Here is a 24,610-nt window from a genome sequence, read left to right as displayed (position 1 = left end):
TAGTGATATAAAGAAAGAAAAGGTGGTGTATCACAGATGAAAAATATAGGATACAGCAAACTCGTGAAGTTGCTTTTATACATATCTATGGTTGCATTCAGCATAGGTGGTATTTATAGTTTGTATGGGTTAGCTGGAATGCCAAGAGAAAAAAATTATTATTCTAGCTATGGATATGAGTATGAACTTATTACTAAAGCAGGTTATGTAAGGGACTGGATTGTACGCTATGCAGATGAAAAAATCCTTGAGAAGGACGGCGTAAGCTCGGCGGATATTAAGCGCTATCGTACAGCAGATACATCTGTAACAAGTGATGAACAGGCAATAGCGGGTATACTATCCGATCGCCATGATTACTATGAATTTATTCAAGATCAACTAGTAAGAGATAATGTGAATGTAGAGTATATAGGCATTGATAAAGGAACAGGAAAAGTTATTACGAATAGTCCACTTTATAAAGGAAGTAATTTGGATGCAGTATTAGATGACTTTTTAAAGTCTCCAACTCTAATTACAGGGGATGGAGAAAAAATTAAACGTTCTTTTCAAGAGGAAAGAACATGGAACTATATTGATGGTGTAGGGACGTTTCATAGCAATTACTACAATGGAAGTGGTGTGGCGAATAAGGAAAACTATGCCATATACGTACGTACTAAAGAGAATTTACAACCAGGAGATAGCTTTTATGAAAGGGCTATGAACTTTGAAAAGGCTACAGCAAATAAAGATATGATTTATGTCTTTGGTGCATTAAGTTTTGTTCTTGGGCTTCTTAATTTGATAGGATGGATTAAAGTGATTGGACAAAAAGAGCCAGGTGGAGAAGTAAGTTTAAATTTCTTTGATAAGATTCCGTTCGAAATACAAGCCATTGGATTTGGGTTTATTATGTTTATATGGGCAAGTTTTAGTTTCTTCTGGATTAATGATATCATGGTGAGTAGAGGTTGGGTACCTTATACATTAGGCAGTATCTTTAGCTCAGAAGAATTTGTACTCATGGTACTCATTGCAAGTGGTGTAGCTATAACTCTTGTAGTCTTATCAAGTTTTGTCAGACACTTTAAAAATAAAAGTATGTCTAGCTACATCTTAGTATGGCGTCTAGGAAAATGGGCAAAAGAAGATTTATTGAATGAAAAAACTTTACCATTAGCAGCGGCCTTAGTTATTATAGGTTATGTTGTAATTAATTTAGGACTTATTTATATGATTTGTAATGTGTGGGGACTTTTTAATCTGCTGATGTGGTTGATGTTCTTTAGCTTTAATGGTTTAATGCTTTTATTAATGATTAAAATCACTATGGACTATGTGAGGCTCTCAAGGGGAATAGAGACACTGGCAAAAGGTAACTTAAACTCACAAGTAAAATTATCACTAAGTTTGCCAGTTATGAATCGTACAGCCAATCAGATCAATCATATAGGAGGCGGTTTAGAAGCAGCCGTTGAACAAAGTCTTAAAAGTGAAAGATTAAAAACAGAGCTAATCACCAATGTATCCCATGATTTAAAAACACCACTTACTTCTATTATTAGTTATATTGATTTATTAAAAGAAGAACCTATAGAGAATAAGACAGTAACAGAGTATATTGAGATTTTAGATGAAAGAAGTCATCGACTTAAACAATTAGTAGAAGATTTGGTAGAAGCGTCAAAAGCAGCAACAGGTAATATAAAGGCAGAACTTATGCCAACAAGATTAGACCAACTTGTTATTCAAGCTGTAGGTGAATATACAGACCGTTTAGAAGCAAGCGAACTAGAAGTTGTATTTAACCAAACGGAAGAAGTAGAAGTCTTAGCTGATGGGAGACACATGTGGCGCATTATAGAAAACTTACTTTCAAATACTTGTAAGTATGCTATGCCAAATACAAGGGTGTATGTTGATGTAGTAAGAAAAGAAGGTAAAGGGTGCTTAATCCTTAAAAATATTTCAAAAGAGCCGCTGGCCATAGAACCAAGTGAACTTACTGAGCGCTTTGTAAGAGGGGAATCCTCTAGAAGCAGTGAAGGCTCTGGGCTAGGCCTTGCTATTGCAACAAGCTTAGCACAAGTACAAGGTGGTACGCTAAAGTTAGAGATAGATGGGGACTTATTTAAAGCGATTGTAGAAATGCCACAGGTAGCACAAAGACCAGTAGAGTAGGCCATAAATAAAATAGAGATATGTAAGTTTTATAGAGTTATAAGCTAGGATATGATTAATCATATCCTAGCTTTCTTTATTTTATGGATAAATATAAAGATATTAAATAAAGAATAGATGCAAAATACTAAAAAAATGAGTTAGAATATTATAATGTAGATAGTGCATTATAATCCACATTAAGGAGACAGTATGAAACAGTTTTTAAATACACTAGAAGACAGTATGTGCATATTAGATATTAATAAAAAGCTTATGTACTTAAATAAGGCCTCCCAAGAAAGTATAGGTTATGTAAATAAGTTAATAGATATGCAGATATTAGAGTACAAAATTGTGTTTGATAAAGAACAAATACATTTATATATAAAGAATAGTGAAGGTAAGTGGAAGTCAGGAAGATTACAGACATATGAAATCACTATTGAAGAGGAGCAATGTTTCTTAGGTAAAATTCAATGGAGTGATATACTAGATAAAAAGAAAAAAGCTCAGTTGTTAGAAGCGTTCTTAGAGAATCTTAACCAAAGTGTTTGCATTAAAGATAAGCTAGGTAATTATATCTATGCAAATAGGCATTATCGTGAGAGGATCAATGCTACAGAAGATGAAATAATGGGCAAAAGAGATGAGAATTATTGGGGCGAACAATACAGTACATTTTTTAAAGAGAGTGATGATTATACTTTAGAAACAAATATGGAATGCGTTATTGAAGAAAAAGTAGTTGAAGAAGAAAAATATTTTGAAACAACGAAATTTCCTATTGTACATGAGGATACTTACATAGGTGTTTTAATTAAAGATATAACACTTCAAAAAATATTATATAGTCAATTGGTTAGAGATCAATCTGAAAATAATAAGTTATCAAAGTTACACCACACGGTTAAAAGTTTAAAAGAATATTTTAAGACGAATCAAGTAAATATATGGCTTTATAACCAAGAAAAGGAGTGTATAACACCTTGCTTTAATATAGAAAGGATTCAGAAAGCATTTGGGGGACGTATAGATTTACCATTATTAAAGCATCAAGCAGAAAGGATCAAAAATGGAGGTGAGGTTGTTGTTAGGAGCAATACGTTTCCATTTAGACGAAACAATATTAGGCTAGATCAAACAAAACCTATTTTTTATACGTTATATTATCCTATTGTATATGAAAATAAATTATTAGGGTTATTAAATATTATATTAGATAAAGAACCTAAACAGTTTGTTGTGAAAAATTATTATATGAACAGTATCTGTCAGCATATAGCCATTATCTTGGCTACACAATATTTAAGTAATCAATTACAAAAAGAATGTGAGCAAAGAATTAATGTTGAAGATGATCTTAGGAAGATTGTAAGTATTGTTACGGATCTTATTATAGTAGTAGATACACAAGGCTACTTTACATGGGGAAATGAAGGGTGCATGCAAATATTAGGATGGAGTGAAGAAGAATTTTTAAATATGAAATGGCAAGATATTATTCATCCAGATGATTATGAAAATGCAAAAATCAAACAAAAAAAATGGATTCAATATGGTAGACAAGAACCTTGTATCAATAGATATCGATGTAGCGATGGAACTTATAAATGGCTTAGATGGGATGGCTATTATAAAAAAACAAATGGCATGTTTATTGCGGCGGCTAAGGATATTACTTATGAGATAGAGTTAGAGATGAAGGAAAAGTTAGCAAAAGAGGTACTTCAAATAGAAAAAGTGCGAAATGAATTCTTTGCTAATCTATCTCATGAATTTAAGACACCTCTTACTCTTATTATGTCTGCTTTGCAAATGTTAGAAGGTTTTATGAATGATTCATTAGAAAATCAATCATTAACAACTAAATATGTAGGTATTATGAGACAAAATAGTTATCGGTTACTAAGGTTAGTCAATAACCTTATTGATGTTACTAAAATTGATGCAGGATACTATGAAGTAACAATGCATAATTATAATATTATTAATGTAGTAGAAGAAATTGTCATGTCGGTGGCAGAGTATGCAAAAAATCAAGAGATAGAAATTATATTTGATACAGAAGTAGAAGAAGAAGTCATTGCTTGTGACCCTGAGAAGATAGAACGAATCATACTTAATTTACTTTCTAATGCACTTAAGTACACTTTAGAAGAAGGGAAGATTCAAGTAAGTATGGAAGTAGAGGGAAAAGAGGTACTTATTATAGTACAAGATAATGGAATAGGTATTCCATCTGAAAAGGTTCCTTATATTTTTGAACGTTTTATGCAAGTAAATGATGTTTTAACGAGACATTGTGAAGGAAGTGGTATAGGGTTATCACTTGTGAAGTCTCTAGTAGAACTTCATGAAGGAACAATAGATGTAGAAAGTAGTCTAGGAGAGGGAACAAGATTTGAAATAAGATTACCTCGTATACAAAAAGCTGAAGAAGAATTATTAATAGAAAATATAGATGATTGTCAAATGAGTCAAAGAAGAATTGAAAAATGCCATATAGAGTTTTCGGATATTTATAAGATATAACTTTTACAGTAACCTTTTGAAACTATGATATAATTTAATTATTAAATGACTATACTTTGATTAGAACAAAAGAGTAGGAGAAGAAATGACACGAAGGTTACAATATAAGATACAAAAACAACATAATGGCAAGAGTATTGGGATGTTTCTAAAGGAAAAGGAGTACTCAAGAGCAGTTGTTATAGAACTTAAGAAAACACAAGCAGGCATCAAAAGAAATGGTACTTGGGCAGGTGTAAATGAAATTATAAAAACAGGGGATATTCTAGAGATTTGTTTAGCAGAACAGGCATATTCTGAAAATATTGTTCCTAAGAAAGGTAGATTAAATATTTTGTATGAGGATGAAGATATTCTTGTAGTTAATAAACCTTATGATACACCTATCCACCCATCAGTTAATAATTATGATAATACTTTGGCAAATGCCATCAGCTATTACTACCATCAGCAGAATAGACCTTATATATTTCGCTGTATTAACCGATTAGATCGTGATACTACAGGCGTAACCATTATTGCAAAGAACTTACTTAGTGGAAGTATTCTATCAAGGCGAATGAAAGAACACCATTTAAGTAGAATCTATGTAGCATTTGTAGAAGGTATTACAGAAGAAGAAGGTACCATTGATCTACCTATTGGAAGAATGGAAGATAGTATCATTAAAAGAAAAATAGATAAAAAAGAGGGTAAAAGTGCAGTAACTCATTATCGTAGACTCGAAGTATTTCAAATAGAGGGGCAAGCAGTGTCAGTTGTTGCATTACAACTAGAGACAGGACGTACCCATCAAATACGGGTGCATATGTCTGCTATAGGCCATCCTCTTCTTGGAGATTTTTTATACAATGAGAATAATTACATGCTTACAAGACAAGGGCTACATGCTGCTTATTGTGCCTTTTATCATCCTATCACAGGAGAATATATGAAAATAGCGGCACCGCTATCTCAAGATATGGAAAGACTAATACAACAAGGGCTTAATAGAAGTCACGAAGGGTATGACTTAGAAAATAAGTTACTGGCTTTAAAATGGTAAAAAATAGGGATCACTTCATTAAATGAAGTGATCCCTATTTTTAGTTATTATAGAAATGATATCTTTGTATGATTAGAAGATTACATTGAATAATAAAGCAGCTACAATACCACCACAAATTGGTGCTACAACTGGGATCCAAGCATATTTCCAGTTAGAATCCCCTTTGTTTGGAATAGGGAGAAATGCATGAGCAATTCTTGGTCCTAAGTCACGAGCAGGGTTGATTGCATAGCCTGTAGGTCCACCAAGTGTAAGACCGATTACCCAAATAACAAGACCTACAACGATAGGTGAAAGACCATCTACCATAACTGTATTACCAATACCAAGTAAGGCAAATACTAGAACGAAAGTTCCAAGAAATTCAGAGATAAAGTTACTAGTTGTACTTTCGATAGCAGGACCTGTTGCAAAGCAACCAAGTTTAGCGCCTTTGTCATCAGTTTCTTTCCAGTGTGGAAGATAGTGAAGGTATACAAGACAAGCACCTAAGATGGCACCGAGCATTTGGGCAATGATATACATTGGTACATCTGCCCAAGCAAAGTTACCGATTGATGCATTTGCAAGTGTAACAGCAGGATTGAAGTGAGCCCCACTAATAGGTCCAAAGATATATACAGGAATTGCTACGGCTAATGCCCAACCAGTAGCAATAACAATCCACCCACCATCTTTACCTTTTGATTTGTTAAGAGATACGTTTGCTACAACACCATTCCCTAAAAGGATAAGAAGAGCCGTTCCTAAAAATTCCGCAAGAAATGTTGACATATTAATTCCCCCAGTTTATTAAATTATTTATTTGATTAATTTGCTTATTAGTTTGCCCAGCCAAGTGAGTGACCAACAGCACGATGCCAACCTTCAAGGAGTTCATTTTGTTTTTCTTCAGCCATTTTTGGTTTGAATGTTTTAGAGATAGCCCAGTTGTTGCGAGCATCTTCAAGATCTTTCCAGTAGCCTACAGCAAGACCTGCAAGATAAGCTGCACCAAGAGCAGTTGTTTCAATAACTTCTGGACGTTGTACAGGTACTCCTAAAATATCTGTTTGGAATTGCATTAAGAAGTTATTTGCGCAAGCACCGCCATCAACTTTAAGTGTTTTAAGTTCGATGCCAGAGTCTTCTTGCATTGCTTTTAATACATCAAATGTTTGATATGCTAAAGATTCAAGAGTAGCACGGATGAAGTGTTCTTTTTTAACACCACGTGTTAAGCCTAGGATAGCACCTCTAGCGTATTGATCCCAATATGGAGCCCCAAGTCCTGTAAATGCAGGAACAACATAGACACCATTTGTATCAGGCACAGCTTTTGCATAAGTTTCTGTATGTGATGCATGATCAATAATACGTAATTCATCACGTAACCACTGGATAGCAGCACCAGCCATAAATACGCTGCCTTCAAGAGCATATTCAACTTTATCACCAATACCCCAAGCGATAGTTGTTAAAAGGCCGTTTCTAGATTCAATAGCTTGCCCTCCTGTGTTCATAAGCAAGAAGCAACCTGTACCGTATGTATTTTTTGCAGTACCTGGTTCAAAGCATGTTTGACCAAATAAAGCAGCTTGTTGGTCACCAGCAGCTCCAGCAATAGGAATTTCACCACCTAAAAGTGAAGGATCAGACATGCCGTATACACAGCTTGATGGTTTAACTTCTGGTAACATACAAAGTGGAATATTTAATTTTTCTAAGATTTCTTTATCCCATTCTAAGGTGTGGATGTTGAATAACATTGTACGTGATGCATTAGAGTAGTCTGTAACATGTACAGCACCTTTTGTAAGGTTCCAAATAAGCCAAGTATCGATTGTACCAAAGAGAAGGTCGCCTTTTTCAGCACGTTCTCTTGCACCTTCTACATGATCTAAAATCCATTTTACTTTTGTGCCAGAGAAATAAGCATCCATAATAAGACCTGTTTTAGCTTTTACGATTTGATCAAAGCCCTCAGCTTTTAATTCATCGCAAATATTAGATGTACGACGGCATTGCCATACAATCGCATTGTAAACTGGAGCCCCTGTGTGTCTATCCCATACAACAGTTGTTTCGCGTTGATTTGTGATACCAATTGCAGCAATATCACTAGCTGTAGCGTCAACATTTTGTAAAGCTTCGCGAGCTACACTAAGTTGAGTAAACCAGATTTCTTCTGGATTGTGTTCAACCCAACCTGGAGTAGGAAAGATTTGAGTAAATTCTTTCTGTGCCACACTTTCGATAAGTCCTTTCTCGTTGAAAAGAATACACCTTGAACTTGTTGTACCTTGATCTAAAGCCATAACATATTTTGCCATTGCAATTCCCCCTCGAATGGTTATTTTCTACACAAAATAAAAAAGTGCACAAAAAAACTGTTGAAGTTTTTTGTGCACTACTCTTGGTCTCTTGTGCAAAAGTTATAAATGAATTATAATTAAATAAATTTTATAAGTCAATATTGATTGCAAAAGTTAATTATTTGTCAAGTGAAATTTGAAAAGTGTATAAATTATGGTAAAGTGATATGGAGGAAATGAGAGTATATAGAAGGGATGTTATGCGATGAATAGAACAATTATTGACCAATTAGAGGATACACCTATTGTAGCAGCTATAAAGGATGACAATGGACTTGAAAAATGCTTAACTTCTTCAAGCCAAGTAGTTTTTGTTTTATATGGAGATATTTGCAATATAGGGGGAATCGTTAAACGTCTAAAAGATCATGGGAAAACTGTAATGGTTCATTTAGACTTAGTAGAAGGATTAGAAGCAAAGAGTGTTAGTGTAAAGTTTTTAAAAGAAAATACTTTATTAGATGGGATTATCTCTACGAAGATTGCTGTAATTAAAGCGGCTAAGAAACAAGGCTTAGCAACAGTAATGCGATTCTTTGCTTTAGATTCTATGTCTTTAGAGGGGATAAAGAAACTTGTAGAGCCAGATCTTATTGATTTTATTGAGATTTTACCAGGGGTAGCGCCAAAGATTATTGGTAAGCTAGTAGCAGAGATAGATATTCCTCTTATTGCAGGTGGATTAATTGCAGACAAAGAAGACGTTATAGGAGTATTGCAAAGTGGTGCAATAGCTATTTCTACAACTAATCAAAAAGTTTGGGAAATGTAAAGTTGGACGATATACATATAATGTTTGTTAAATTTTAAATAAAATTGACAAATATAACTAAATTAGATATGATAAAGATAATTCAATACATGATAGCAGAGAAAAAGAGTAATGCTAAACAGGGATATAATACCTTTGTTTGCGTTGCTCTTTTTTTGCTTTTCAAAAACAAGTTTTATAGAGGAGGCATTAACGATGTATGATGTAATAATAATTGGAGCGGGCGTATGTGGGGCAAGTATTGCAAGAGAACTTTCAAAATATGAGGTAAATGTAGCAGTTGTAGAAAAAAATAATGATCTTGCATCAGGCACAACAAAAGCTAATAGTGGAATTGTACATGCGGGCTATGATCCAGAACCAGGTACACTTATGGCAAAATACAATGTAGAAGGCAACAAGTTGATTGAAGTGTTATGCAAAGACCTGGATGTTCCATATAAAAAAGTGGGTTCTTTAGTACTAGCTTTTGACGAAAAAGATTTATTACATCTACAAAAGCTTTATGAAAGAGGCGTGGAAAATGGAGTTCCAGGCTTAAAGCTTCTAACTAAAGAAGAAGTATTAGAAAAAGAGCCATCTATTAATAAAGAGATACACGGTGCCCTTTATGCACCATCTGCTGGGGTAGTAGGACCTTATGAACTTGCTATTGCACTTATGGATAATGCAGTAGAAAATGGTACCAAAGTATTCCTTAACCATGAAGTGGTAGATATTCATCAAGAAGATGGTTTATTCAAAGTAGAAGTAAAGACTGCAAAAGAAATTAAGATAATGGAAGCACGCTATGTCATTAATGCAGCAGGACTTCATGCAGATGATGTTTACAATATGATTGAACCTACTGATTTTCATATTATACCTAATAAAGGACAGTATTACCTTTTAGATCAAGCACAAGGTGGACTTGTAAATCATGTTATCTTCCAATGTCCAACAGCAAAGGGGAAAGGGGTATTGGTTTCTCCAACAGCTCATGGCAATCTTATTGTAGGACCAGATGCCGCAGATGCAAGTGCTAAACATGATGTAGCAACCTCACAAGGTGGATTAGACTATGTAAGACAAATGGCTGCACTTACATGCAGTAACATCGTATATAGAGATAATATTCGTAACTTCTCAGGCAATCGTGCATTAACTAATCGTGATGAATTTATTATAGGACCAGCAAAAACCAATGCACATTTCATCAACGTTGCAGGCATTAAATCACCAGGTTTAACCTCAGCACCAGCCATTGCAATAGATATTGTAAAAATGCTTGAAGAAAGTGGCCTTAGCTTAGCAACAAAAGCAGAATTTAAAGGTATAAGAAAGGTGAAGTCTTTAGAGAAACTTACAAAAGAGGAGTTACAAGCATTAATCAAAGAAAATCCAGCTTATGGACGTATTGTTTGTCGTTGTGAAAAGATTACAGAAGGTGAAATTGTTGAAGCCATTCATTCACCAGTACCAGCAACTACAGTAGAAGCCGTTAAAAGACGTGTACGTGCAGGGGCAGGAAGATGCCAAGGTGGTTTCTGTTCCCCTAAGGTTGTTGAGATTATTGCAAGGGAACTTAATATGCCATTAGAAGCAGTAAGACAAGAAGACTTAGATTCTTATATCTTAATTGGTAAAACTAATAAAGGGGGCGTTGACCATGAATAATAGAAATTATGAACTAGTTGTTATTGGTGGTGGACCAGCAGGTCTTGCAGCAGCTTATAAAGCTTATGAAACAGGTGTAAAAAGTATTTTAATCATTGAGAGAGATAAAGAACTTGGCGGGATTTTAAATCAATGTATACATAATGGATTTGGTTTACACTACTTCAAAGAGCAGTTAACAGGTCCAGAGTATGCACAAAAATTTATCCATATGTTAGCAGATACAACTGTAGAAGTCATGACAGATACAATGGTACTTGAACTTACTGAAGATAAACATATTTATGCAATGAATAGTACAGAAGGTTATATGGAAATTCAGGCAAAAGCAGTTGTTTTAGCAATGGGATGTAGAGAGAGAACAAGAGGTGCCATTGCTATTCCTGGTGATAGACCAGCAGGAATATTTACAGCAGGTACAGCACAACGTTATGTGAATATGGAAGGCCAAATGGTAGGTAAACGTGTTGTTATCCTTGGATCAGGAGACATTGGACTAATCATGGCAAGACGTATGACATTAGAAGGTGCTAAAGTATTAGCTGTTGTTGAGCTTATGCCATATTCAAATGGATTAAGCCGTAATATTGTACAATGCTTAGAAGACTTTGATATTCCATTATACCTTTCTCACACTGTAACAGGTGTAGAAGGTAAATCACGTCTTGAAAAAGTTATTGTAAGTCAGGTAGATGAAAATAGAAGACCAATAAAAGGTACAGAAATGACTTTTGACTGTGACACACTTCTTTTATCCGTTGGACTTATTCCAGAAAACGAAGTGACTAAATCCGCAAATATTGCTATTGATCCACGTACAAATGGTGCGGTTGTATATGAAGATATGCAAACAGAATGTGAAGGGATCTTTGCTTGTGGAAATGCACTCCATGTACATGACCTTGTTGACTTTGTAACCAAAGAAAGTATGCGTGCAGGTGAATCCGCAGCCAAGTATATTGGGTCACACTATACACATTCAAATCAAGTCATCACCCTCAAAAATGGTAATTGCATTAACTATACAGTACCACAGAAGGTAGAATACGATAGAGTAGGTAACTTTGTAGAAGTATTCTTTAGAGTCAATCAAGTACTTCATGATGTGAATATTGTTGTAAAGGCAGGTGATGAAGTGATTACAACAGCTAAACGTGAACACATGTTACCAGCGGAAATGGAACGCTTAGTATTACCTAAGAAGCTTTTAAAATCAGAGTATAATGAAATCCAAATTGAGATTAATTGAGGTGAAGAAAATGGAAAGACAACTTATTTGTATTGTATGTCCTAAAGGTTGTAGATTAACTGTATCAGGTGAAGAAACATTAAGTGTAACAGGCAATACTTGCCCAAAAGGTGCTGAATATGGTGTAAAGGAAGTTACTGCCCCAACACGTGTTGTTACTTCAACAGTAAAAATAGAAGGTTCCATTCATCCAACTTTGCCTGTTAAAACCAATGGAGATATTCCAAAGCAAATGATACCGGAATGTATGGAAGTGATTAATAGCTTAACTGTTCAATCACCAGTTAAGATGGGTGACGTACTTGTTGCTGACTTACTAGGTACTGGAGTTGAACTTGTAGCTTCAAGAGATCAATAAAAGATAGCGTAACCTTTGGGTGACAATCCCCGTTAGCTTTAGATGATGACGTCCCCACTAAACCATTTAAAGTACCGGTCACCCAAATTTCCCTTATACTGTTTAAAAATATTTTAAGAAAATTACAAGAGCCTTGAAAATGTTGAAATTATCAATGTTTTCAAGGCTCTTGTAATTGAGTTGTATTTTAGATAATCCCTTCATTACTTGTAAATGGTGAATGGTAGATACTCTAAAATAAAGAAGTAGAATTTCTTAACGTTCCTTGTTATTTGTAGCAAACAATTATAAAATAGGTATATTGAAAAAAATTGTGGAGGAGAGAGCATGAGTCAAGATACAGAAGTAAGAAGCTTTTTTGAAGTATTGCCAGAACTTAAAGTAGACGACAAGCTTCATCAGCTTTTTCGTGACATAGTGGTAGACAAAGTTGTTTTTGATAATGCTACCACCACACTAGCCATTCATATGAGAAGTAGGCAGATTGTTCATTTTGCTCAGATTGAGAAAATGCAAGATGCTATTAAAAATAAACTATTTCCAACAACAGATTTAACTGTACGACTTGACCAACAGTATGTGCTGTCAGAACAGTATACATTGAAATATTTAGTTCAGGAGTACAAAAGTAGTTTACTTCACGAAATAGGTTCACAAAGTGAAATGTTTTCTGCTTTAATGCGTTTATCTGAATGGGAAGTAGAAGGTGATACATTAACCGTTACATTAGATAACAGTTTATTTGCAAGACGACGTTCAGAAGAGATTAAGAAGCAACTTCATGATATTTTTATGAATCGTTTTAGCATGAATGCACAAATTATATTTGAGTTTAGAGCATTCTCTAACAATACACTTATGGAAGAGAATGAAAACAAGCTAGCAAGAGAGGTGCATACTGTTATGGGTAATGTAAGACAAACACCAAAATGTGACGAAGAGCAACCCAAAAAACAAGAAGAAGAGAAAAAACCAGCACCAAAGAAATATACCAAACAGCCAGCAGATCCAGATGTATTTTATGGACGTTCTTGCGATGGTGAAGTGACAAACATTGATGAAATTCAGGATGAAATCGGTGAAGTTGTTATCCAAGGACAAATTGTTGGTATGGATACCCGTGAGATTCGTATGGAAAAAACAATCATTATGTTTGATATTACGGACTTTACAGATACCATTACAGTGAAGCTTTTTGTGAAGAATGAAGACCTTCCAGAGATTATGGGTAACTTGAAAAAAGGTGGTTTCTACCGTATTAAAGGTATGGCGATTTTAGATAAGTATGATAGAGAAGTAGGTATTGGTTCTGTACAAGGGATTAAGCCTATTGCAGATTTTACAACAAAGCGTATGGATATGAGTGAAGAAAAACGTGTAGAACTTCACTTACACACAATGATGAGTGATATGGATAGTGTTGTAGACATTAAGAAGATGATCAACCGTGCCAAATCATGGGGGATGCCAGCCATAGCGATTACAGACCATGGTTGTTTACAAGCCTTCCCTATTGCCAACCACTGTGTATCTAAGGATGAACCTTTTAAAATTATCTATGGTGTAGAAGCCTACTTTGTAGATGATTTAAAAGAGATGATTATTAACTCAAAGAATCAAAGTTTACGTGAAAGCTATGTAGTCTTTGACTTAGAGACAACAGGATTTAGTGCACATCAAAATCGTATTATTGAGATTGGGGCAGTAAAGGTTGTAAATGGTAAAGTCGTTGATCAGTTTAGTGAGTTTGTCAATCCAGAAGTTCCTATCCCTTATGAAATTGAGAACTTAACAGGGATCAATGATAGTATGGTTATGGGCTCACCGACTATAGAAGTTATCTTACCTAAGTTTATGGATTTCTGTGAAGGTAGTATTATGGTTGCTCACAATGCTGACTTTGATATGAGCTTTATTAAGGCGAATGCAGATAGACAAGGATTACCTTGTGAATACACGGTTCTAGATACTGTTGCTTTAGCACGTGTTTTAATGCCACACTTAGGGAATTTTAAGTTAAATAATATTGCTAAACACTTAGGTATTAGTCTAGAAAATCACCACCGTGCAGTAGATGATGCTACTGCAACAGGGGAAATCTTTATGAAGTTTATAGAGATGCTAGAAGAAAAGGAAGTGCATACACTAGATCAAATCAATGATTTAGTAGATGTGTCACCAGATTATATTAAGAAGCTTCCAACATACCATGGGATTATTCTAGTGAAAAATGAAACGGGTCGTATTAACTTAAATCGTCTTGTTTCAGCATCTCACTTAGATTACTTCCAACGTCGTCCACGTATGCCAAAGAGTCTGATTCAAAAATACCGTGAAGGTCTTATTATAGGTTCAGCTTGTGAGGCAGGAGAGGTATTCCAAGCTATTTTACGTGAAAAGGATGAAGCTGAGATTGCACGTATTGTAAGCTTCTATGACTATTTAGAGATACAGCCAATAGGTAACAACAGTTTTATGCTTAGAAGTGATAAATATGCTGCCACAACAAACGAAGACTTAATGGACTATAACCGTAAGATTGTAGAGCTTGGAGAAAGTCATAATAAACCTGTTGTAGCAACGTGTGATGTACACTTCTTAGATCCAGAAGATGAAGTATATAGACGTATTATTATGGCAGGTAAAGGTTTTAAGGATGCTGATGATCAACCACCTCTTTATTTACGTACAACAGAAGAAATGTTAGATGAGTTCAAATATCTAGGGAAAGAGAAGGCAAGAGAAGTTGTTATTACCAATACTAACTTAATCAATGATCAGATTGAGCGGGTATCTCCTGTACTTCCAGATAAATGTCCGCCAGAGATTGCAAACTCAGATGAAACACTTAGAAGTATTTGTTATGATAAGGCCCATGAAATCTATGGACCTAATCTACCAGAAGTTGTAGTAGAGCGTCTTGAACGTGAGCTTAACTCTATTATTAGCAATGGTTTCGCCGTAATGTATATTATTGCACAGAAACTAGTATGGGATTCTAATGACCATGGTTACTTAGTAGGATCAAGGGGATCTGTAGGATCCTCATTTGCAGCAACCATGTCAGGGATTACAGAGGTTAATCCTCTTGAACCACATTATATTTGTCCAAACTGTTATTACTGTGACTTTGATTCACCAGAAGTTAAGGCTTATGCAGGAAGATCAGGATGTGATATGCCAGATAGAAAATGTCCAGAGTGTGGACATGATTTAAATAAGGAAGGACATGATATCCCATTCGAAACATTCCTTGGATTCAAAGGTGATAAAGAACCCGATATCGACCTTAACTTCTCTGGAGACTACCAAGCTAAATCACATAAATATGTAGAGGTACTCTTTGGAGAAGGAAAAGCCTTTCGTGCAGGAACCATTGGTACAATGGCAGAAAAGACAGCGCTTGCTTATGTGTTTAAATACAATGAGGAACGTGGTATCCACAAAAGACGTGCTGAGATGAGACGTATTGCTGAAGGCTGTACAGGTGTTAAACGTACAACAGGACAGCATCCAGGAGGGATTATCGTAGTACCTCATGATAGAGAAATCTATGAGTTTACAGCGATACAGCACCCTGCTAATGATACGACAACCCCAATTATTACAACTCACTTTGAGTACCACTCCATTGACCATAACTTACTCAAACTAGATATTCTAGGGCATGACGATCCAACGATTATCCGTCGCCTAGAAGATATTACGGGTATAGATGCTAAGACCATTAGGTTAGATGATCCAGCGGTTATGTCTTTATTCCACTCAACTGAAGTCCTAAAAATTAAGCCAGAAGATATAGGTGGGATTAAGTTAGGCTGTCTTGGAGTACCAGAGTTTGGTACAGACTTCGTTATCCAGATGGTACTAGATGCAAAACCACAAAGTTTCTCTGACTTAGTACGTATATCTGGACTTTCACATGGTACAGACGTGTGGCTAGGGAATGCACAAACTTTAATTGAAGAGGGTAAAGGAACCATTTCTACCGTAATCTGTACACGTGATGATATTATGACTTACCTCATCAATCAAGGGGTAGAAAAAGGGTTATCGTTCACCATCATGGAAAGTGTACGTAAAGGGAAAGGATTAAGGCCAGAATGGGAAGAAGAAATGCTTGCTCACGATGTACCAGACTGGTATATTGATTCATGTAAGAAAATTAAGTACATGTTCCCTAAAGCCCATGCGGCAGCTTACGTTATGATGGCATGGCGTATTGCTTGGTTTAAGGTATTTTATCCACTGGCTTACTATACAGCTTACTTTAGTATTAGGGCATCTGCTTTCTCTTACGAAACTATGTGCTTTGGAAAGGAACGTCTCGAGTACAATATGAAAGAACTGCAAAGTAAAGGTAAAGAGAATCAGACTACCAAAGAGCAAGATACAATTAAAGATATGCGTCTTGTACAAGAAATGTATGCGAGAGGATTTGAGTTCGCACCTATTGAATTAGAAATTGCACATGATAAGAACTTCCAAATCATTGATGGTAAGATTATGCCATCATTAAGTGCCATTGATGGACTTGGTGAAAAAGCGGCAGAAGGTATTGTGAATGCCATTAAAGATGGTCCATTCCTTTCAAAAGAAGACTTTAGAAACCGTACAAAAGCAAGTAAGACCATTACAGATAAGATGTGTGAGTTAGGTATTTTACAAAACTTATCTGAATCCAACCAATTAAGTTTAGATTTATTTGCATAGGGGTATACTTAAGCCAATAAGTCTAAACGTATAGGGAAAAATTATTATCCAAACATATTGTCATGGGATAAAGTGATGCAATACAATAGTAGACAGATAAAAGTACGGCTAGGAAGCTGAAGTCTAGTAAAGCTTCCTAGGCTATGAGATAGAAAGAGGAAAGACAATGGAACACCACGTAGAAATTAGCGATTTAACTTACTATGCACCAGATTATGATTTAGAAGGCCTTATTCGTGTAGCAGATAATGTAGAAGCAGCATTTGTCCTTATGGAATATGATGACTTAGAAGGCAAATACTGCCGTAACCGTTATGATGTGATAGAGCCTCATATGAACATTGCAACCATCATAAAAGGTGTAGACCGTTATTTAGCACAAGGAGAAGAAAATGCTTTATTTGTTTCTTTTGCAGTAGATGATGGGAAGCAACTCATTGTTTTTGATGGAAGAGAGCAAAATTACAAAGGGATTGACTTAGGTGATTTAGAACTAGGTGAGAACCTTATTTATGGCTTACTTATTCGTCTAGAAGATGAGGCTTATAGATTTGAAGAAGTACTTTATCAAGATGGGGGACTTAAGAAACAATCTTGGGCAGAAAAAGTATATGATGCAGGTGAATTAACTTATTTACTTGCAGACTTCATTCAGCAGTTTATATAGGTTAGAATCCTATCAGGTGTAATAAAATGAAACTCGTAAGTTATTGACTACCAATGACTTACGAGTTTTTTGTTATATGCAAGAAAAGAATGAGTATTTTTCAGTAGTATTAGGGCATTTAAAACTTTCATACTTCAGCTTAACTTATGTATTATAAAGGATGGATAAAAACACTTTAAAGCCTAGAATTTTTAAAAGCGTATTTTGATAAATAATCTATATAGGAAGATAAAATAATCCATAGTTTATCCTGCAAAAAATAGATAATATAGGATAAAAGATATTATTAGATGGAGGAACTAGGATGAATTGGGATATCGAGGATTTTGAGATTGAAATACAAGACACAAATCAGGTTAAGGTAGATATAGAAAATGTAGAAGAAGATTTGGCGATTATTCACTTTCAAATAGAAAATCTAAAGATAAGTAAAGAGAACTTAAAAATAAAATGGCATATGACAGCTATGGGGATGCATTATAGATGGCACTCAAAAATCAATCTTATTAAAGCGTGTACGTTAGATTGGTTCAAAAACATTAATATGAGTAATGCTTTAACGGGAGCACCAGTAGAATGTATGATGGACTTTAATAATACGAATAAACTTACATGGGCCTTTTCTGATACTATCCATCAAACAAAAATTACATCTTTGATTGTAGAAGAATCAGGACAAGTGTGTTGTACATTAGAGTTATTTAAGGACAAAGTATTAGAGGGTAAGCCTTATACAGCTGAATTACGCATTGATACAAGAAATATTCCATATTATGAGGCCCTCCAAGGTGTTGAAAAGTGGTGGGGAACTTATGAATATAATAAACCTGCTTTTGTACCAGAGTGTGCCAACAAACCTATGTATTCTACATGGTATACTTACCATCAAAAACTTAGTAGCCAAGAACTTATAGATGAATGTAGGCAAGCAAAAAAGTATGGTTGTGAGGCAATCATTGTGGATGATGGTTGGCAAACAGATGATAATAACCGTGGTTATGCATATTGTGGTGACTGGGAGGTGGCAACTTCTAAAATACCAGATATGAGAACTTTAGTAGAAGAAGTTCATCAAATAGGTATGAAGTTTATGGTCTGGTATCCAGTTCCTTTTATTGGTACTAAGTCTAAAAACTTTGAGCGTTTTAAGGATATGTTGGTAACCTATATTACAGATGAGTGGGCTGTATTGGACCCTAGATATAAAGAAGTAAGAGAGTTTATTATAGAGACCTATGAAAAGGCATTATTAGATTGGGATTTAGATGGTTTTAAATTAGATTTTATTGATGAATTTGTAGTGAATGGAGATGACTATCCAGAACCAAATGAAAAAAGAGATATTGAAGGCTTATTAGAAGCATCAGACAAACTACTAAAAGAGTGTTTAATGCGCCTGCGTAAAATTAAACCAGATGTCATGATTGAGTTTAGGCAAACATATACAGGACCTGCTATGAGAAGCTATGGTAATATCTTTAGGGCAGTAGATTGTCCAATGGATGCTTTTGAAAATCGTGTACGTACAACCGATATTAGATTACTCAATGGTAAAAGTGCAACACATGCAGATATGATTATGTGGCATTTAGAGGATACAGTAGAAAGTGCAGCGATGCAGCTGACGAATATTTTCTTTAGTGTTCCTCAGATATCTGTGAAAATTGAAGACTTACAGCCAAGTCATAAGCGTATGCTTAAGTTCTATCTTGATATGTGGAATAAGTACCAACAGACTATTGTAAAGGGGCAATTTATGCCACTCAATCCATTTAATTATTATAACATTTTAAAAGTGGTAGATGAACAAAGAGAGATTATTGGGTACTATAGCTCATCAGTTGTAACAATAGAGGAAAATAAAAAAGAGATTGTTATTATAAATAGTACATTAACAGAGGAATGTATTGTGAAGGTTAGAGAAACTCAAAGTTTTGATACAATTATTATTTATAACTGTGAAGGTGTTATAACCGAATCTTATTTAGGGAAATTAATAAAAGGTATACATACTTTTAATGTACCACCAGCAGGAATAATAGTATGCCAATCAAATCAAAGATAAGGTAATAGGATTTACAAAGTAAAAAGCGAGTAAAGTGCCTTGAAATTAAGGTGTTTTACTCGCTTTTTGTATAGTATGTTAACTATGTTCAACTTTATATTGAGATGGAGATTTGCCTATAATCATTTTAAAAGTACGACTAAAATAAAATTGGTCAGAGTAACCACAGAGTTCCGCAATTTCTTTAAAAGTATAGTTGTGAGATAGAATAAGATCACATGCTTTTTGAATACGGATTTGTGTGAGGTATTCAATAGGTGTTACACCGAGACGTTCTTTAAAGAGTCTACTGAAATAAGCAGGTGTTAAGGCACTACGACTTGCTAAATCATTAATAGTAAAGCTTTCATTAAAATGATGGTCAATATAATGTTTTGCATCATCGATTAAGTGAAGAGAAGACTGTGCAGGTATAGCAGTAGAAAAGACAGCATCTAAAAAATTAGTAAAAGAAAATAATATACCTTCTTTTAGCGTGTGGTAATCATGGACATTAGATAATGTTTCTTCAATTTCTAGTTCAATATCCATATAGGGAGGAGCAAGAGGATGATCTACCTTATTAAACAGAGATACAAGATATTTGAGTGTTTTGGTAATCTCATATTGAGTAGATTGTTCTCTTTGAAATTGGTCAATTAAAAGTTCTAATTCTTTGATGAAATTTTTTTTCTGATGATTTTGTATAGCTAAAATAAACTTTCTTTCAAGTAAGCTAGAAATAAATGTGCGATAAGGTTTGAGATAAGGATTTATATGAGAGCATTCAATAAAGGTAGCTTGCCCAAATAAGATGTTTTTTTTCATTAAAGTACGTAAGACTTGACTCTCAATACCAATATTATCTATTCTATACATAGGTTTACTAACAGCAATAGAGAGTATAGCATGTAAGGTTTCAAACATTATAGCTAGGTCCTTTAAAAAATGTAAGATAGCGCTATAAGAAGTATTTTTAAGACCGATAAAAAGAAGCTTTTCATTTTGGGTTTTACCATCAAAAATATATATTTTTTCATTTTCTTGAAGAATATTTTCACCTAAATTTTCAATATCTAAATTATCCCAGACAGCACCAAAAGGATTAAGATAGTCAATGGTAAAATGAGCAAAAGGACCTGCATTTAAAAGTACTATGTAACATTCATTGAAGGTAAGTGGCATATGAAGTCTTGGATGATTATGATGTGATGCATTTAAGATGGAATTCAGCATTTCTTTTTCATAGGACTCTTGATTAATAGACACTTTAAGTTTTAATTGATTAAGAACAAATTCAATATCTTCAAAAAGAATAGGTTTTAGTAAGTATTCATCCACATTAAGTTTCATAGCAGCACGTGCATAGTCAAAATCTTTATAACCGCTGATAATGATACATTTAATATCAGGGAGACTTAATTTTACTTTTTCAATAAGGTTAAGCCCGTCCATAAGAGGCATGCGAATATCCGTAAAAATAACATCAGGATGACATTGCATAATTTTTTCATAAGCATCTTTTCCATTAGTAGCTTCTCCTATAATTTCAAAGGGATCTCCACAACGCATAATTTTTTGACAAATATCCCTTAAAATAAGGGGCTGATCTTCAGCAATAAAAATCTTAATCATTATAAAACTCCTTCCTTAATAGGTAATAGGAAAAATAAAAGTGATAGAACATCCACAGTCTAAGTTTTCAACTTTTATATCACACTGATTATCGAAATACATAAAAACTCTTGCAAAAATATTTTTTAAGCCCATTCCATTAATTGTTAAAGGCATTTCTAGAGATGTAGTTTTGATAGATGGGTAGTTTGCCATAAATGTATTAATTTCCTCTAAAGCGTGATGAGGAAAGCCAGAACCATTATCTGTGATGATAAGAGACCACTGGGTTTCAGAAATAATACATGCTTTAATTAGAACTTCCCAAGGTGGGAGAACTTCTTTGAAAGCATGCTTAAAACTATTTTCAACAATAGGCTGAATAATAAGCTTTGGAATAATGGTAAAGCTTAATTCTATAGGTATATTAATAGAATAAGTAAAAAGGCCTTCATTAGGTACTCGCATCAGTTCTAGATAATCACGTGTGTGTGCAATGCCATCTTTTAGTAAAGTAGTAGATCCAGGTTCTGTTACATAGCGCATCATATTAGCAAGTTGCTGGCACATGATAGGTGTGGTATGAGCTCCATAGACCTCGCTGGCAGCACTAATGGCATTTAACGTGTTATATAAAAAGTGAGGGTTAATTTGTGCTTGAAGTGCTGCAAATTGAGCATGGGCCTCACGTAATTCTGTTTCATAAAGTTGATCTATAGAGTCTTTAAGGCGTATGTAAAGTTTATCAAAAGTATCATTTAGCATATTAAATTCATTCATGTTTTTTGAAAAAACACGTAAATTAAGATCGTGTACAGTAGCACTATTAATATGTAAAATAAGTTGGTTTAAAGGTTGAGTAAGTCTTGTCAAAATAAGTAGGAGTACACAGAGGATAATACCTAGAATGACAATACCTAGTAGGAGACTATTTAAAATAGAGTAATTGATTTGTTTTTGTATAAAGTAGCCATCTTGAATAAAAAGAGTGTACCACCCCGTATAGTCAGAGGGAATTACGCTATAAAGATGTTTATAAGTATAGTCTGAAGTAATACCTTTAGAAATATTTTGTTGAACGGCATCCACGATATCTAGATCAATTTTTAGTTCCTCTTGCTTGAATGGGTAAATGACTTGGAAATTTTGGTCAAGTAAGACAACTTGAGCATTTTCGTTGAAAGATTGAGAACTTAAAAGTTTATCTAAATAATTATAAGGAATTTGAATTTCTATAAGAGCAGTTTCATTATGAGAAACACTTTTATATTTTTTTATAAGTGATGTAACTGGTGCACTATGTCCACGCCATAGATTGTTATGAGGTGGAAGAAGTAGAAAAGGTACATCTTGAGATATAAAGTTTTGGTAATCTGAGAGATTATTAAGCTGTTTGAAAAAGTAGGGATTTTTTTCTATAAAAAGGCCGCTATAGTAGAAATAAGGTTTCTCGCTATTATAGAGAATAACATCGCTTACATAATTGAGATAAAATAGTACACTATTTAAATTTTGCATAATAATATTCTCAGATTTTAATAAGTCATAAGAAGAAATAGATTCTTCTTGATTAAGCTCATAAATAAGGGGTGCTAGTTGAGGGGCGTTAGAAAGAGTGGTAGCTGCGATCTCCAAGGGCTTAAACATATTATCAATTTGTATAGAAATATTATTTGTGATTTGATAACTATTTTTCAATTGAGCCTTTAAAAGATTATCAACGGACAATTTACAAAATATAAAAGAAATAATACTTGTAATAATAAGGGCGATTAAAGCAAAGTAAAAAAAAAGTTTATTTTTAAAGTGTGATTTGTACATGATAGACTCCTTAGTATAAATAAATCAAAAAATAATATATCAAATGTTAGCACTTTTGTGCAAAAAAGTAAATGGATAAAGTTGTGTATAGGCTAATATGTCAAAAAAATACATGGGCCTATTTATGATTTGTACATTCTCAAGTCATAATGATAGCTTTATAATGACCATATAGTACATAATGCAGATATGAAAGGGGATTTAAAGATGAAAACAATCAAACGTTTTGCAAGTTTAGCATTAGTAGGGTTAATGGGAACAAGTTTAGTTGCTTGTGGTAGTAAAGAGGAGCCTGTTACAAAACCAGTAGAAAGCAACACAACACAAAAGCAAGAAGAATCTAAAAAACCAGTAACTATTACAATTGGTATGCCAGCAACTCATATTGAAATATCAGGGATTAAAGAGCACAAAGAAAAATGGGAAGCAAAAACAGGCAATATTTTAGAAATCCAAGCAGTAGATGATAATCAATTTGATCAGCTTCTCCTTACAAAAATGGCTTCTGGTGGTATGTGGGATATTTTCATTGGTGAAACAGGGACACAAGGAAGTAAATATAACCATGAGAAAAATCTAGTAGATCTTTCAGGTGAGAATTGGGTACAAAATTTAAGTGAAGTAGGAAAAGAATTTGCTAGTGTAAACGATAAAGTATATTGCTTACCATCAGGGGGGATTAACTCATTTGGGATAGTTTATAACACAGAAGTATTTGAAAAAAATAATATAGAAATTCCAACAACTTTTGAAGAGTTTGAAAAGGTTTGTAACACATTAAAAGAAGCAGGAGTAACACCTCTTTATATTTCAATGAAAGATGGCTGGACAGTAAATCAAATTATGAATGGTGAATGGCCGAATATTTTAGCAGCAAATGAAGGATTACTGGAAACGCTTAATAATAATGAAATAAGATGGGATGAAGTACCAGAAGTAGTAGATATGTTTACACGTATGAAATCATGGGTAGATAATGGTTGGGTAAATAGTGATATGGCAACAGCAAGCTATGAAATGGCACAAAAAGCAATAGCTAGTGGTGAAGCTGCAATGATGTATATGGGAGACTGGGCAGATCCAGAATATACAAAAACAGAACCATCAGGTGCAGGAAAGATTGGTATGTTTGCAGCACCAAGTAAAGATGGCAAAAGCTATTTAGCAGCAGCAGGGCCTGGTGGAATGATGATTTCCAACCAATCAAATAATATTGATGTTGCTAAAGATTTCTTGAATTATATGTCATCAGAAGAAGCTGTTCAATACTTATTTGATACAAATAAATGTACTTCTGTATGGACAAATATGCAAAATGATAATTTAAGTCGTACGCTTGCAGATTCACAAGTATACTTTGATAATAACATGAGTCAAAAACACTACAATCAAACATACATCGTAACACCTTCAGCAGAGGCAGACAGTGCATTTTTATCTGTACTTTTAGGACAAAAAACACCAGAGCAAGCAGCTAAGATCTGGAGTGATGAGCTTGTTAAAGTAGGTAGACAACTAGGATTTGAAGGATTTGATAAATAAAGGGAGTAGTTGATAAGCCTATATGTTAAAAAGAAGGCAGAGCGGATATGTTTTGTCTTCTTTTTTTATGAGACTATATGAGGAATCTATAT

General features: G+C 34.3%; 15 protein-coding genes. 11 read left to right on the top strand and 4 right to left on the bottom strand.

What is annotated here, in order from left to right; all coding sequences use genetic code 11:
• Nucleotides 1-36 precede the first annotated feature (36 nt).
• The 3 genes from BN2390_RS19180 (at nt 37) to BN2390_RS19170 (ending at nt 5,725) form a co-directional block, all read left to right on the top strand.
• Nucleotides 37-2,166, top strand: coding sequence for a sensor histidine kinase (locus BN2390_RS19180; protein WP_053985904.1), 2,130 nt, complete (start codon nt 37-39; stop codon nt 2,164-2,166).
• 192 nt (nt 2,167-2,358) lie between these two features.
• Complete coding sequence (locus BN2390_RS19175; protein WP_053985903.1) at nt 2,359-4,680, top strand: ATP-binding protein; 2,322 nt, start codon at nt 2,359-2,361, stop codon at nt 4,678-4,680.
• Between the two features lie 85 nt (nt 4,681-4,765).
• Nucleotides 4,766-5,725 carry an RluA family pseudouridine synthase gene (locus BN2390_RS19170; RefSeq protein ID WP_053985902.1) on the top strand — a complete coding sequence of 320 codons (960 nt, stop codon included), beginning with the start codon at nt 4,766-4,768 and terminating at the stop codon, nt 5,723-5,725.
• Between the two features lie 72 nt (nt 5,726-5,797).
• Here BN2390_RS19170 and BN2390_RS19165 read toward each other — a convergent pair whose 3' ends face one another.
• Together BN2390_RS19165 and glpK are read right to left on the bottom strand one after the other, a co-directional pair.
• On the bottom strand, nt 5,798-6,502 hold the full coding sequence (locus BN2390_RS19165) for an MIP/aquaporin family protein (RefSeq protein ID WP_053985901.1): 705 nt from the start codon (nt 6,500-6,502) through the stop codon (nt 5,798-5,800).
• Between the two features lie 47 nt (nt 6,503-6,549).
• The gene (gene glpK, locus BN2390_RS19160) at nt 6,550-8,040 is read right to left on the bottom strand and encodes a glycerol kinase GlpK (RefSeq protein ID WP_053985900.1); all 1,491 of its coding nucleotides are present in this window, start codon (nt 8,038-8,040) and stop codon (nt 6,550-6,552) included.
• Between the two features lie 247 nt (nt 8,041-8,287).
• On the opposite strand from glpK, the gene BN2390_RS19155 reads away from it, so the two are divergent.
• The 7 genes from BN2390_RS19155 (at nt 8,288) to BN2390_RS19125 (ending at nt 19,562) form a co-directional block, all read left to right on the top strand.
• The gene (locus tag BN2390_RS19155) at nt 8,288-8,854 is read left to right on the top strand and encodes a glycerol-3-phosphate responsive antiterminator (RefSeq protein WP_053985899.1); all 567 of its coding nucleotides are present in this window, start codon (nt 8,288-8,290) and stop codon (nt 8,852-8,854) included.
• A gap of 195 nt (nt 8,855-9,049) precedes the next feature.
• On the top strand, nt 9,050-10,510 hold the full coding sequence (locus BN2390_RS19150; protein ID WP_053985898.1) for an NAD(P)/FAD-dependent oxidoreductase: 1,461 nt from the start codon (nt 9,050-9,052) through the stop codon (nt 10,508-10,510).
• Complete coding sequence (locus tag BN2390_RS19145) at nt 10,503-11,759, top strand: NAD(P)/FAD-dependent oxidoreductase (protein ID WP_053985897.1); 1,257 nt, start codon at nt 10,503-10,505, stop codon at nt 11,757-11,759. The genes BN2390_RS19150 and BN2390_RS19145 overlap by 8 nt, the downstream gene beginning before the upstream one ends.
• A 10-nt stretch (nt 11,760-11,769) precedes the next feature.
• The gene (locus BN2390_RS19140; protein WP_053985896.1) at nt 11,770-12,117 is read left to right on the top strand and encodes a DUF1667 domain-containing protein; all 348 of its coding nucleotides are present in this window, start codon (nt 11,770-11,772) and stop codon (nt 12,115-12,117) included.
• Between the two features lie 327 nt (nt 12,118-12,444).
• On the top strand, nt 12,445-16,830 hold the full coding sequence (locus BN2390_RS19135; protein WP_053985895.1) for a PolC-type DNA polymerase III: 4,386 nt from the start codon (nt 12,445-12,447) through the stop codon (nt 16,828-16,830).
• Between the two features lie 166 nt (nt 16,831-16,996).
• Nucleotides 16,997-17,497, top strand: coding sequence for a hypothetical protein (locus BN2390_RS19130; RefSeq protein WP_053985894.1), 501 nt, complete (start codon nt 16,997-16,999; stop codon nt 17,495-17,497).
• Between the two features lie 304 nt (nt 17,498-17,801).
• The gene (locus BN2390_RS19125) at nt 17,802-19,562 is read left to right on the top strand and encodes a glycoside hydrolase family 36 protein (RefSeq protein ID WP_053985893.1); all 1,761 of its coding nucleotides are present in this window, start codon (nt 17,802-17,804) and stop codon (nt 19,560-19,562) included.
• Nucleotides 19,563-19,640: 78 nt separating this feature from the next.
• On the opposite strand, the gene BN2390_RS19120 is transcribed toward BN2390_RS19125, so the two are convergent.
• Nucleotides 19,641-21,176, bottom strand: a complete 1,536-nt coding sequence (locus BN2390_RS19120) for a response regulator transcription factor (protein ID WP_053985892.1) — start codon at nt 21,174-21,176, stop codon at nt 19,641-19,643.
• 15 nt (nt 21,177-21,191) lie between these two features.
• A complete protein-coding gene (locus BN2390_RS19115) occupies nt 21,192-22,976 on the bottom strand; it encodes a sensor histidine kinase (RefSeq protein WP_053985891.1) in 1,785 nt (594 codons plus the stop codon).
• 207 nt (nt 22,977-23,183) lie between these two features.
• Between BN2390_RS19115 and BN2390_RS19110 the strand changes: the two genes are divergently transcribed.
• Nucleotides 23,184-24,518 carry an ABC transporter substrate-binding protein gene (locus BN2390_RS19110; RefSeq protein ID WP_053985890.1) on the top strand — a complete coding sequence of 445 codons (1,335 nt, stop codon included), beginning with the start codon at nt 23,184-23,186 and terminating at the stop codon, nt 24,516-24,518.
• Nucleotides 24,519-24,610: the final 92 nt, after the last annotated feature.

Source organism: Niameybacter massiliensis (assembly GCF_001282685.1).
Lineage (GTDB): Bacteria > Bacillota > Clostridia > Lachnospirales > Cellulosilyticaceae > Holtiella > Holtiella tumoricola.
This window is presented reverse-complemented; position numbering and strand designations above follow the sequence as displayed.